Annotated in this window: 10 protein-coding genes; 6 read left to right on the top strand and 4 right to left on the bottom strand. The window is 64.1% G+C overall.

Translation table 11 applies throughout. From position 1 onward, the window contains the following. Positions 1-37 precede the first annotated feature (37 nt). The 3 genes from O7A70_RS17230 to ftsZ form a co-directional block, all read right to left on the bottom strand. Positions 38-1081 (bottom strand): LacI family DNA-binding transcriptional regulator, encoded by a 1044-nt coding sequence (locus tag O7A70_RS17230; protein ID WP_337141433.1) that lies wholly within the window; start codon positions 1079-1081, stop codon positions 38-40. A gap of 159 nt (positions 1082-1240) precedes the next feature. Next, positions 1241-2167: a class I SAM-dependent methyltransferase gene (locus O7A70_RS17225; protein ID WP_337141432.1), complete on the bottom strand. Its 927-nt coding sequence runs from the start codon at positions 2165-2167 to the stop codon at positions 1241-1243. 114 nt (positions 2168-2281) lie between these two features. Then, positions 2282-3319: a cell division protein FtsZ gene (gene ftsZ / locus O7A70_RS17220; protein WP_337141431.1), complete on the bottom strand. Its 1038-nt coding sequence runs from the start codon at positions 3317-3319 to the stop codon at positions 2282-2284. 441 nt (positions 3320-3760) lie between these two features. Here ftsZ and O7A70_RS17215 point away from each other — a divergent pair, with 441 nt between their 5' ends. From O7A70_RS17215 to O7A70_RS17205, 3 genes are all read left to right on the top strand, one after another. Next, positions 3761-5806 (top strand): N,N-dimethylformamidase beta subunit family domain-containing protein, encoded by a 2046-nt coding sequence (locus O7A70_RS17215; RefSeq protein ID WP_337141430.1) that lies wholly within the window; start codon positions 3761-3763, stop codon positions 5804-5806. A 201-nt stretch (positions 5807-6007) separates the two neighbouring features. Continuing rightward, on the top strand, positions 6008-6706 hold the full coding sequence (locus tag O7A70_RS17210) for a GntR family transcriptional regulator (protein ID WP_337141429.1): 699 nt from the start codon (positions 6008-6010) through the stop codon (positions 6704-6706). Positions 6707-6954: 248 nt separating this feature from the next. Beyond that, positions 6955-8310 carry a glutamine synthetase family protein gene (locus O7A70_RS17205; RefSeq protein WP_337141428.1) on the top strand — a complete coding sequence of 452 codons (1356 nt, stop codon included), beginning with the start codon at positions 6955-6957 and terminating at the stop codon, positions 8308-8310. A gap of 6 nt (positions 8311-8316) precedes the next feature. Here O7A70_RS17205 and O7A70_RS17200 read toward each other — a convergent pair whose 3' ends face one another. Then, positions 8317-9177, bottom strand: a complete 861-nt coding sequence (locus O7A70_RS17200; protein ID WP_337141427.1) for a MurR/RpiR family transcriptional regulator — start codon at positions 9175-9177, stop codon at positions 8317-8319. 154 nt (positions 9178-9331) lie between these two features. Between O7A70_RS17200 and murA the strand changes: the two genes are divergently transcribed. From murA to murQ, 3 genes are all read left to right on the top strand, one after another. Then, complete coding sequence (murA, locus tag O7A70_RS17195) at positions 9332-10588, top strand: UDP-N-acetylglucosamine 1-carboxyvinyltransferase (protein WP_337141426.1); 1257 nt, start codon at positions 9332-9334, stop codon at positions 10586-10588. After that, positions 10585-11466: an N-acetylglucosamine kinase gene (locus O7A70_RS17190; RefSeq protein ID WP_337141425.1), complete on the top strand. Its 882-nt coding sequence runs from the start codon at positions 10585-10587 to the stop codon at positions 11464-11466. Before murA ends, O7A70_RS17190 begins: the two co-directional genes overlap by 4 nt. Before the next feature lie 159 nt (positions 11467-11625). Beyond that, positions 11626-12549: an N-acetylmuramic acid 6-phosphate etherase gene (gene murQ / locus O7A70_RS17185; protein ID WP_337141424.1), complete on the top strand. Its 924-nt coding sequence runs from the start codon at positions 11626-11628 to the stop codon at positions 12547-12549. Positions 12550-12581 lie beyond the last annotated feature (32 nt).

The following is a 12581-nucleotide window of genomic DNA, read 5'->3' as shown; positions in this document are numbered from 1 at the left end:
CGGTCTTCCTCCCTGGATATGCGCCGTCATGGCGGCGTCAGCTTCTTGTCTGCGGTGCAGGTCCATGGCTTGCGCGCGCAACCAGCGTCGGCCGGATCAGCCGCGTCAGCGGTTTGCCGGGCTTCCCGGCGATGACGGTAAGCAGCATGTCGGCGATCTCGCGCGCGCATTGGCGGATCGAGGCATCGAACGTGGTGAGGCCCGGCGGCGCGTAGGCCGATGCGGCGATGTTGTCGAAACCGATGACGGAGAGGTCGCGCGGCACATCGAGGCCCGCACGGGCGGCCTCCTCCATTACCGTCAGCGCCAGCTCGTCAAACAGGGCGACGACGGCGGTCGGCCGGCCAGGCCCATGCAGCATCTGGTTGACGGCCTGGACGCGGGCTTGATGGTCGAAGCGCGGCGCCGTCGCCACGTCGAGCCGCACCGACGGGTCGCCCCGCCGGGCGATAGCCGCGGCAAGGCCGTCCTGCCTGAGATGGCGAAAGGTCATCGGCTCGGAGATCGTCACCAGTCCGAAATGGCGGTGGCCGAGATCATAGAGCATGTCGAAGGCTTCGCCGAAGGCGTGTGCGCCGTCGGTGTCGAGCCAATTGTAGCCAAAGTCGCTGTCGAGCAGCCGGCCGTGCGCGACGAACGGAAAGCCACGCTCGCGCAGATAGGCGAGGCGCTCGTCGACTTCGGCGATACGGGTGACGACGACGCCATCGGCACGTCCGGATTCCACGACATGGCGCAGCACCGACAGCTCCGAATGGCCAAGTGCGGCGGTGGCAAGGATGAGGTCGGCGCCGTGCGACACCAGCCCTTCGCCAAGCCCGGTAACAAATTCGCCGAGGAAGGAATCGACAAGGTTCGGCCCGCGGATCGGCAACACCAGGCCAACGAAACCGCTGCGGCCGGAAACGAGCGTGCGCGCCGCCGTGTTGGGCACATAGCCGGCCTGCCGCGCCGCCTGCGTGACGCGCTCACGGGTCTTGAGCGCGATCTGCTCATGGCCGGCAAGCGCCCGCGACACCGTCGTGATCGACAGGTCGAGGCTTGCCGCGAGCTCCTTCAGCGTGATGACGCGGTTCGTCATCGTTCCTCCTCGAACGAATTTGAAACGTTTGTAATCGGCTTTCGCAAAAATGCAAACGTTTTAAATTCGACCTAGGGCGTCCTTTGAAATAGGGAATCGGGATTGGGATTCCCTATTTCAGCTGCAGGAGATGACCCTGATTAAAAAACGGACGTGCTCTTAGATTGCCGCGTTCCTGCAAACCGTCAGAACGAAGAATTCGCGGTAGCAGAAATCAGGCTGATCAAGCAGGCTCCCTGGATTTGCTGCCAGTTCCTTCCAATAATGCTGATCGCTCTCAGGGAGGCCGTAATCCGGCGCTGCAGTCGTGAAATAGGAGATCAAGTCGCGTACATAATTGCGCGTGTGCTCCCCAGCAGGGGCCCACCGTTCAACGAGCCAGCCTTTGCGCCAGACGATCTCCATCCCTGCGTCCCGCAAAAGTCCGGGAAGCGAGGAGCCACAATCGGTGCCAAGCACTCCCTTGTCGCGGAACGTCTGCAATCGCGCCGTCATGAAGCGGGTAAATACCCCGTGATCTATAGGCAGCATCTGCAGAAGCGTCGAATCGAAGTCCTTTACGGCGAGGATGCCGCCGGGCTTCAATACGCGTCTTACCTCATCCGTGGCCTGCTGAAATTCCGCCGGCGTGAGATATTGCATGACATTGGCGGACCACACGCAATCGAAGGAGGCATGGTTGAAAGGAAGCGACAGAATGCTGCCGACGCGGGTGCGCACCTTCGGCCGATCCGGGACATCCTTAGTCAAGTTCTCGGCGCGTTGAATATTCTCAGGCGCGAGATCAAGAGCTGTCACGGACCCGTTGGGGCCAATCAGTTCGCAGATGAGCGGAAGGAAGCTTCCGCCCCCGCATCCCGCGTCGAGCACGTCCCAGCCACGTTGCATTCCAACTTGGGTAAGTGCGTCTTCGTATTCCGGCCGTGATGACTCGAAATGAAGATCGAGCCAGCTTGCGTCACTCGCTTCATGGCCGGTCGATGTTGAATTTTTGCGGGTACTGATATTCCCCTCCGCGAATCGCCGGCAATATCGGACCTCGAGAGCTGGCTCAGGTAAACAGACGCGATACCTAATGGCAACCAATCCGTTGTCGTCGCCATGAGGCTGTCGCCATGCGGCAAGCCTGACAATGGCCGCGCGAAGCAGCGGGGCCGACTAAATTAGTCCAGGGCCCAATCAATCCTGATCAAGCAAGCCCTACTGCAGCGTCCGCTGTGGCGGCTGGCCGGCGTGGTCGCGCGCGATGCCCGCATCGGCATCACCCTCGCCGAGCGAACGATCGAGGCCGGTCGCCACGACCGAGACCCTGAAGCGGCCTTCCATGCTCTTGTCGAAGATCGCGCCGACGATGATGTCGGCATCCTCGTAGACTTCCTCGCGGATGCGGGTGGCCGCCTCGTCGACCTCGAACAGTGTCATGTCCCTGCCGCCCGAGATCGAGACCAGCACGCCCTTGGCGCCCTTCATGGACATTTCGTCGAGCAGCGGGTTGGCGATCGCGGCTTCCGCCGCCTTCATCGCCCGGCCGTCGCCGGACGCCTCGCCGGTTCCCATCATGGCGCGGCCCATGCCGCGCATCACCGATTTGACGTCGGCGAAGTCAAGATTGATCAGGCCTTCCTTGACGATGAGGTCGGTGATGCAGCTGACGCCGGCATAGAGCACCCGGTCGGCGATCACGAAGGCATCGGCGAAGGTGGTCTTGGCATCGGCGATGCGGAACAGGTTCTGGTTGGGGATCACGATCACGGTGTCGGCGGCCTCGCGCAGCCGCTCGATGCCCTCTTCAGCCATCTGCATGCGGCGCCTGCCCTCGAAGGTGAACGGTTTGGTGACGACGCCGACCGTCAGGATGCCGGCCTTGCGCGCCGCCTGGGCGATGATCGGGGCCGCACCGGTTCCGGTGCCGCCGCCCATGCCGGCAGTGACGAAACACATGTGGGTGCCGGCCAGATGATCCATGATCTCGTCGAGCGATTCTTCGGCAGCGGCACGGCCGATCTCGGGCAACGAGCCGGCGCCAAGCCCTTCCGTGACATGCGCGCCAAGCTGGATCAGCCGCGTCGCCTTCGACATGGTCAGCGCCTGAGCATCGGTGTTGGCGGCAATGAACTCGGTTCCCTGAAGCTGTTCGACGATCATGTTGTTGATCGCGTTGCCGCCACCGCCGCCGACGCCGATAACAGTGATCTTGGGTCTCATCTCGGAGATTTCCGGCTTCTTGAACTCGGCCATGCCTGCTTCTCCTTCGCCAACTGCCTGCGCTTCACGGCCCACAAGCAGACTGCCCGTAGACATTGCAATCGAGCGGCATGACGCGAATCAGTCCGTTCGGATGGATAACCCAAAAAGCCAGAGAGCGGCCGGACGTGCAAGTGCGGGAGGGTCAAGATTTGTGATGAAGAGGCCGAACCCCACGCGACCGACTGTCCGGTCCCGGGTGATCGCGATAGTGTCGTCGCAGATCAGTCATCACGACAGATGCCTGGAGATGGCTGGGCAGAACCCGCCTTTGCCGATCGTCCCAATGGCCAGGAGATCTCTGCGGACTTCGTCACCAATCAAAGCTAGAGGGGTATATATCCCCTCCAGAACCCGAAAAGGTATGAAAGAATTGTCCAGTTTGCCATCCATGAGATTGCGGCCGCCGGGATCGCGGCACGGACCTTTGCAGCGATGAAACGCCCCGTCGATCACGGCGCCATGGCCGTCTCAGGCTACACCGTTCCCTGGCATACGGCGGCCGGAACACCGGTCGCCCTTCATGTCTCGTCGTCGCGGCAGGTACGCGACATCAGGATCGTGCGGCTCGACACACCCGGGGCCGATCCGATGAACTGGCGCGTCGAGCCGACAGGAAATGCCGTATCGCATCGTGACTTCGATCATGGATCCTTCCTCCGGGTTGCGGCGACCGAACTGGCCAAGGCCACCGAGATCGAAGGCGTCGCCTTCGAAGTGTACTTGACCCGCAACGATGGCGCCCGCGTGCTGTTCGAGAGCGGCAACCTGTGCCTCGGCTTGCAGGACGGCCGGCTGATATCAGGCCACGACGGCAAGTCGCTCGATAGCGGCGTTGCGTTGCCGGCGAACACCTGGCTCAAGGTCCAGATTTCGTCGAACGATGGCGCGACCGTGCTGCGGATCGACTCGGACGATCTCCTCGCGCCGTTTCACCTGGATCACGGATTCGACCTGCCGTGGCAGCCCCTGCCGGGTGACATGGTCTTCGGTACCAGCACGGCAAACGATGTCAGGTCGCTCAACGCGAAATTCTCCGCGATCTCGCTCCAAACCGCGGCTGGTCGTGTCGCCTGGACGTTTCCGACCCTGCTGCCGGGCGGCCCGCTCGCCTCGACAGGCACCGATCGCGTCCTCTTCCTGGAAACGATCAACCAGCCCGCCTTCTGCATGACCTCGCGGCGCTGGGACGGGTCGAGTTTCGACCCCCGCCTGGTGCCGTCGCATTATGACGCGGTGCATTGCCACGACGACGACATGGGCGCGTTGCAGTGGCCCGCCTCCAGCCAATTGCAAGTTCCCGCCGAGGCGCCGCCCGGGGTCTATGCCTTCGAGGTCGGTCACGACCAAGGGTCGGAGCGTATCGTCTTCTTCATCACTTCGTCGGCACGCCGCGCGCCACTGGTGTTCCTGGTGCCGACGGCCACCTACCTCGCCTACGCGGATGAATTCCTGCCGACGCATCTCTACGAATGGAGGTGCGAGGATCGCGGCCACAGCTTCGCGATCGATAACAATTTGAAGTCGCTCTACGACTACCACAGCGACCTCAGCGGCGTGTCGATCTGTTCCACCAGGAAGCCGAAGGCGACGCTGCGCGACGACTACAATTATCCGCTGTGCGGCTGTCCGCACAATCTGCCGGTCGACCTGCATTTTCTGCGCTTCTGCCACAGCAATGGCATTGCCTTCGATCTCATCACCGACCGCGACCTGCATGAGCGGGGCCTTGCCGGCTTGCAGGATTATCAGGCGGTCATCACCGGCAGCCATCCCGAATACATGTCGGTCGAAATGGAGCATGCGCTGCGCCAGTTCGCGGCGGCGGGCGGCAGCATCGCCTATCTCGGTGGCAACGGCTTTGCCGGCAAGGTGGCGTTCCAGGACGATCTGATGGAACTGCGCCGCTCGCCGCTCGAGGCGGGCCGGACCTGGGACGGTGCCATCGCCGAACAGTCACTGTCGATTACAAACCAGCCGGGCGGCTATCTGCGCGCCAGCGGGCGCGGCGAGTTCTCGCTGACGGGCGTCGCCATCTCGCTGATGGGTTTCGACGGCGCGCGGCCTTTCACGCGCACGCCGGAAAGTCGTCAACCCTCGGCCGCGTGGTTGTTCGACGGCGTCGCCAGCGAGACCTTCGGCGACGATGGCATCGTGCTCGGAGGCGCCGCCGGCTACGAGGTCGATGCCACGGATCCGCATCTGGGCACATCCCCCGAGACCATGGTCATTGCGCGCGCGACCGGTTTCCCGGACAGCTTCGTCCATGACGCCACCCGCTGGTACGAAGGAGGTGACAGCGAGCGCGACGGGCGCCGCTGCGCGGAGATGACGCTGCGCCATCTGCCTTCGGGCGGCCTGATCTTCTGCGCGAGTTCGGTCGCCTGGTGCGGCGCCTTGCCGGCGGGCGATGCCATGAACGACGTCGGCCGGATCACCAAGAATTTGCTGGCGCATCTGGCAGCGAAAACGAGCCGGTAGACCCCGGATCGATAGCCCCGGAAAGGTGGGCGCCGCGGCACCGCGCCGGCTCCAGCAGTTGGCTTGCCGCGCAACGGTCGAAGCGGCTATCATGCCTGATCAATCGGCGGCCTGGGTGTTCCCGCCGTGCCCGGCTCAAGATTTGTCCGCGGCGCGTGTCGTCAGGTCATTTTCAGAACGGATGAAGCAGCGCCCCCGCCAATGGCCGACAGAACACATTTCGGTTTGACCGCCGTCGACACCGTGCCTCTGCATGAGAAGGTCTATCTGGAGCTCGTGCGGGCCCTGATGTCGGGCCAATTCCTGCCCGGCCAGAAGCTGACCTCGCGCAAACTCGCCAGGGAACTCGGCACCAGCGACATGCCGGTGCGCAGTGCCTTCATGCGGCTGCAGGCATTGCGGGCGCTGAGCCCGATGCCGAACGGCAGCGTCGAGGTGCCGGTGATCTCGGCCGAGCGGTTTTCGCAATTGACCGCCGTGCGAACGCTCCTCGAAGGCCCAGCGACCGAGCTTGCGACGAAACTCATCAACGGCAACAATCTGCGTGCGATCCGACGCCATTGCACCGAATTGACCCTGGCGGCCCGCAAGGGCGATATCGGCGACTATCTCAGGAAGAACCACGATTTTAAATTCTCGATCTATCGCCATTGCGGCAACGAGCAGATGATCTTCCTGATCGAGACGGTGTGGATGCAGGTCGGCCCGTTTCTCCGAAACCTCGCCACGGGGTTCGAGGACGACCTCTCCTCCATTCTGGACATCGACTATCACGAGGAAGTGGTCGCGGCGATCGAGGCGCAGGACGGCACGCGGGCGCGGGCGGCCATCGTTCGCGACATCGACGAGGGCGCCGCCCACATACTGCGGCAGGCCAGATTTCCGGGAGCGAAGAGCTAGACCAGCGTCTCCTGGACCCGTCACCAGATGCCACTTGGCTTTGCCTTGCCTTGTCGCTATGCTGCGATCGCAGATCGCGCAATTGGTTCCTGAAATGCCTCCCGACATCCCCGCTAATGATTTGAAAAAATGAAGGAAACTCTTCCGACTGATGTCGGAGATGCCTTCATGAACTCATCAGCTGTCTTGTCGTGAAATAGGGTGGCCGCCTCAGGCGCGGCACCGCAGGGAACCAGAGGTAACGGAAATTGAGCGATGCAATTGCGGACGTTTTAAGTTGGCTTGAAAGCCGAAGCGACATCCAGAGCCTGAGGGCCGCGGTGTGCGACCTCAACGGCATCATGCGGGGAAAGCGCATCCCGGTCGAGCAGGCGCGCAAGGCGCTGGAAGGCAAGCTGCGCATGCCCTATTCGCTGATCGGGCTCGATGTCTGGGGCGAGGACATTGAAGGCAACAGCCTGGTCTTCTCGACCGGCGATGCCGATGGCCTTTGCCAATGGACGGGACGCGGCATTCTGCCGGTGGAATGGACGGCGCATCCGACGGCGCTCGTCCCGCTCTGGCTCGCCGACGAAAGCGGTGCACCCTATCTCGGCGACCCCCGCCGGGCACTGGCCCGCATCCTCGATCGCTATAAGGCGCTCGGCCTCACTCCGGTCGCGGCGACCGAACTCGAATTCTACCTGGTCGATCCGCAATCGCAGCGGCCTGTCGGGCCAGTCTCACCGGTCACCGGGCGGCGTCTCGATTCCGACGCGGCGCTGTCGATCGACGAGATCGACGATTTCGAAGCCTTCATCCATGACATCTACGAAGCCTGCCGGGCGCAAGGCATTCCCGTCGATACGGCGATTGCCGAAAACGGCGTCGGCCAGTTCGAGATCAACCTGAACCATGTCGCCGACGCCTTGCGGGCGGCCGACGATGCGGTGTTGTTCAAGCGCACGGTCAAGGGCATTGCCCGCAAGCACGGCTTTGCCGCCTGCTTCATGGCCAAGCCCTATGGCGACCGCGCCGGCAACGGCTTCCATGTCCATTTCAGCGTGATCGACGACGAAGGGCGCAACGTGTTCGACGACGGCACCGACCAAGGCTCCGACATCATGCGCCATGCGGTCGGCGGGCTGCTGGCGGCGATGGCCGAAAGCACGCTGGTGTTCGCGCCGCACTTCAATTCCTACCGGAGGCTGCGCCCACGATCCTACGCGCCGACCGCGGTCGCCTGGGGGTACGAGAACCGCATGGTCGCGATCCGCATTCCCGGCGGCCCGACCGGCGCGCGCCGCATCGAACATCGCGTCTCGGGCGCCGACGCCAACCCATACCTGGTGCTTGCCGCCATACTGGGCGCGGCCCTGATCGGCATCGAGAAGCAGATGTCACCGGGCGACCCGGCGGGGAAGGACGGGCAAGGCGTTGCCCCGGCCAAGCTGCCGCCGGACTGGGCGTCGGCGATCGCGACCTTTGAAGGCGGGACGCATGTGGCGGAGATCTTCCCGGCGATCCTGCGCGACTCCTTCATCGCCTGCAAACGCCAGGAACTGAATACGTTTGCCCTGAATGTCAGCGATTTCGAGATCGAGACCTATCTCGAAAGCGTCTGAGGCCCTTTACGTCGACCGCTCGGCCTTCAGTACAGTGACCGCCGCCTCGCTGTTGTGGACATAGTCGTTGGCATCCGGCTGCTTCTGTACCAGCAGGATGAACAGAAGGTCGGTCAACGTCAGTTGCGCGTCGCGCGCCGTGATGGAGGAGGAGCGCGCGCGCTCCTCGTCGGCGATGGTGTAGAGGCGGATGTCGGCGACCCGGCTGAGCGGATTGTCGTGCAGACCGGTGACGGCGATCACCGTCGTGCCGCGCTTGGCTGCAAGCTCGGCGATGCGCAAGGTTTCGATGCTGGCGCCGGAATAGGAGAGCGCGAACAGCACATCGTCAGGCCCCAACGTCGAGGCGTTGGCCATCTGGATGTGGCTGTCGCTGTCATGCAGCACATTGCGGCCGAGCTTCATCAGCTTGTAGGAGAAATCGCGCGCCACCAGCGAGGAAGCGCCGACGCCGACCAGATGGATGCGCCGCGCGCCATCCAGCAGATCCAGCGTCCTGGAGATGATGCGCTCGCTGTTGGCGGCGACGGTCTGCTGCATCGACAGCAGCTTGCTGCCGATCAGCTTCTTCAGGATGACCGGAAAGCCATCGCCGACCTCGATCGAGCCGTGGATGACGCCGGCCGGCACCTGCCAATCCTGCGCCTTGGCCTCGCTGACGGCGAGCTTGAGTTCCTGATAGCTGGCATAGCCGAGCTTCTGGCTGAACTTGACGACGCTCGACTGGCTGCGGCCGATCTCGGCCGCGAGTGCGGCCGTCGACAGCCGCAGCATCTGGTTGGGGTTGTCGACGATGTAACGGCCGATCTCGCGATCGCCGGGCGCCATGCCGTCGAGCTTGGCGTTGATCCTGCTTAAGACAGACACGAAAATCCCCTCGCTCTTCAGACCTGCAAGACGAGGAATAAATTATTCCAATTTTGATTGACAGCCAAGAACGCAGAATTAATTCTCAGCTCGACCCGGGTCACCGCCCGGGATTCCCAGGCAGGTCGCCGGGATGACCCCTTAAGGTTTCACCATGGATAGATTGCGGATCGCCGGCGGACAGAGACTGCAAGGCGCGGTCACCATATCGGGCGCCAAGAATGCCGCTTTGCCGCAGATCGCGGCCGCGCTGCTCAGCCCCTACCCGCTCGAACTGACCAACCTGCCTGATGTGACCGACGTCGAAAACATGCTCGACGTGGTGCGGCTTCACGGCGCCGAAATCACCCGGTCCGCCCATGCCGCGATCATTGACACCAGCGCTGCCATTTCCAAGGAGGCGTCCTACGACACGGTTCGGAAGATGCGGGCGACGGTGCTCGTGCTGGCGCCGTTGCTGGCGCGGTTCGGCCATGCCCGGGTTTCGCTGCCGGGCGGCTGCGCGATCGGCGCGCGACCGGTCGACATGCATGTCGCCGCCCTCGCCGCGCTGGGCGCCAGGATCGCCATAGAGAACGGCTTGATCGTCGCCTCGGTGCCGAACGGATTGACCGGCACCCGCATCGTGCTCCCGTCGCCATCGGTCGGGGCGACGGAAACCGCCATGATGGCGGCGACCACGGCCAAGGGCGAAACCGAGATCCTGAACGCGGCGCGCGAACCGGAAGTGGCTGACCTCGCCGCTTGCCTCAGCGCCATGGGCGCGCGCATCGAGGGCGCAGGCACGCACCGCATCCTGATCGCGGGCGACACCAACTGGCACGCCGCCAGTCACGACATCATCCCGGACCGGATCGAGGCGGGCACCTATGCCATCGCCGCCGCCATCACCGGCGGCCAGCTTGAGCTGACGCATGCCCGGCTCGAACACATGGCCTCGGTGGTGCAATTGCTGGAGGCGACCGGCGTCAGCGTCTGGCCGGGCGACCGGGGACTGATCGTCTCGCGCGACCGGCCGCTCAAGGCAGCCGACCTCACCACGGAACCCTATCCGGGGTTCCCGACCGACCTGCAGGCGCAGTTCATGGCGCTGATGTGCTGCGCGCAGGGCGCCTCGCTGCTGCGCGAAACCATCTTCGAGAACCGCTTCATGCATGTGCCCGAACTGATGCGGCTCGGCGCCAACATCAAGCTGCAAGGCACCATGGCGCTGGTGCGCGGCGGCGAGAAACTGCGCGGGGCGCAAGTGATGGCCACCGACCTGCGCGCTTCGGTGTCGCTGGTGCTGGCGGCGCTGGTCAGCGAAGGCGAGACCATCATCAACCGCGTCTATCACCTCGACCGCGGCTACGAGCAACTGGACCGAAAGCTGCGCCTGTGCGGCGCCGACATCGAGCGGCTGGGCGCATGAATACCGACGCGGATTATTTTCTCGGCGTCGATGGTGGCGGCACCGGTTGCCGCGCCCGTCTTGAGGACGCGCATGGCATGGTGCTGGGACAAGGCCTGTCCGGCCCGGCGACGACGCGGCTCGGCATCGAGGCAGCGTGGGGCTCCATTGCCAAAGCCTATGGCGCGGCGATCGATGAAGCAGGTTTCGCGCCGGCCGAGACCGCCCGCATCCATGCCGGGATCGGCCTTGCCGGCATAGGCCGCAAAGGCGCGCTGGAGGCGTTGCGGGCAATCGCGCATCCCTTTGCCAGCATCGACTTCGTCAGCGACGGTGTCGGCGCCTGCCTTGGCGCGCATTCGGGCCAGGACGGCGCCATCGTCATCGCCGGGACCGGCTCGATCGGCCTTGGCTTTGTCGGGGGCCGCGACCTGCGCGCCGGCGGCTATGGATTTCCGATCTCCGACGAGGGCAGCGGCGCCGACCTCGGACTGAAAGCCGTGCAACTGGCGCTGCGCGCCCATGACGGTCGCCACGAACGGACGGCGCTGCTGGCGGAGCTCATGCAGCGCTTCGCCGGCGACCCGATGGAGGCCGTCGCCTGGATGGACCGCGCCAGTGCCACGGACTATGCCGCACTTGCACCGATGGTGATGCGGCATGCCGACCAGGGCGATCCCGCCGGACGCCGCATCGTGCAAAGCGCCGCCGAGCAGATCGACACACTGGTGCGGGTGCTGTTCGAAAAGGGTGCGCCGCGCGTGACCTTGCTGGGCGGTCTCGCCAGCCCGCTCGAACCCTGGCTTTCCCCTGATGTGCGGCGCCGCCTGAAGCCCGCTGACGGCGACGCCGTGTCCGGAGCGATCATTCTTGCCAAGAGGTCGGTCTGCAAGGGATAGCTGGTAGGGTAGGAATAAAATATTCCAAATCTCTGTTGACGATGTGAATATCAAATTCTAAAAAGTTAACAGGAGAAGCTGCGATGACGGACCACGGTCTGCACCGGTTGCCGGTCGAGCCATGCCGGACCGCGCTGCAGAATTTTTGAAGGCATTGGGATGACCGAGCAAGGGTTGATGTCTGAGCTGGACCGGCTGGTTTCCGAAGGCCGGAATCCAGGGACCGTCGACATCGACCTGATGCCGACCATCGACGTGCTGCGCAGGATCAATGACGAGGACAGGCTTGTCCCCGCGGCCGTCGAAAAGGTGCTGCCGGAAATCGCCGCCGCGGTGGACCGCATCGTGCGTGCCTTCCAGAAAGGCGCACGCCTTGTCTATATGGGCGCCGGCACCAGCGGCAGGCTCGGGGTTCTCGACGCTTCGGAGTGCCCGCCCACGTTCGGCGTGCCCGAAGGCATGGTGGTCGGCCTGATCGCCGGTGGGTCCGACGCCCTGGTGCGCTCAACGGAAGGCGCCGAGGATGACCCGAAGATGGGCGCCAAGGCCTTGCAGGACATCACGCTCGTACCTGACGACGTGGTGGTCGGCATCGCGGTCAGCGGGCGCACGCCCTATGTGATCGGCGGGCTGACCTATGCCAAGCAGATCGGCGCGACCACCGTCGCCCTGTCCTGCAATCCGGCATCGGCCATTGCCGGCATCGCCGATGTCGCCATCTCGCCGGTCGTCGGTCCCGAGGTGCTCACCGGCTCGACGCGGCTGAAATCGGGAACAGCACAGAAGCTGGTGCTCAACATGCTGACCACGGCTTCGATGATCCGCATCGGCAAGAGCTACCAGAACCTGATGGTCGACCTGAACCCGTCGAACAGGAAGCTGGTCGCCCGGGCGATCAGGATCGTCATGCAGACGACCGGTTGCACCGCGCCGCAGGCGCGGCAGGCGCTCGACCGGACCGGCAATGACGTCAAGCTGGCGATCCTGGTCACCATCACCGGCCTCGACGTCGAAGCGGCGCGGGCCGCTTTGGCCAAGGCCGGAGGGTTCCTGCGAAAGGCGATCAGCGACGAAGCGGTCTGAGGCCGCTTCAGACAAGACGGCTGAAGCCGCTT

Source organism: Mesorhizobium sp. Cs1299R1N1, assembly GCF_037179655.1.
In the GTDB taxonomy this organism is placed as follows: Bacteria; Pseudomonadota; Alphaproteobacteria; order Rhizobiales; family Rhizobiaceae; genus Mesorhizobium; species Mesorhizobium salmacidum.
This window is presented reverse-complemented; position numbering and strand designations above follow the sequence as displayed.

Excerpts from the sequence above, each read along its gene's own strand:
- O7A70_RS17230 (WP_337141433.1), bottom strand. The coding sequence starts at position 1,081 with ATGACGAACCGCGTCATCACGCTGAAGGAGCTCGCGGCAAGCCTCGAC.
- ftsZ (WP_337141431.1), bottom strand. The coding sequence starts at position 3,319 with ATGGCCGAGTTCAAGAAGCCGGAAATCTCCGAGATGAGACCCAAGATC.
- O7A70_RS17215 (WP_337141430.1), top strand. The coding sequence starts at position 3,761 with ATGAAACGCCCCGTCGATCACGGCGCCATGGCCGTCTCAGGCTACACC.
- O7A70_RS17210 (WP_337141429.1), top strand. The coding sequence starts at position 6,008 with ATGGCCGACAGAACACATTTCGGTTTGACCGCCGTCGACACCGTGCCT.
- murA (WP_337141426.1), top strand. The coding sequence starts at position 9,332 with ATGGATAGATTGCGGATCGCCGGCGGACAGAGACTGCAAGGCGCGGTC.
- O7A70_RS17190 (WP_337141425.1), top strand. The coding sequence starts at position 10,585 with ATGAATACCGACGCGGATTATTTTCTCGGCGTCGATGGTGGCGGCACC.
- murQ (WP_337141424.1), top strand. The coding sequence starts at position 11,626 with ATGACCGAGCAAGGGTTGATGTCTGAGCTGGACCGGCTGGTTTCCGAA.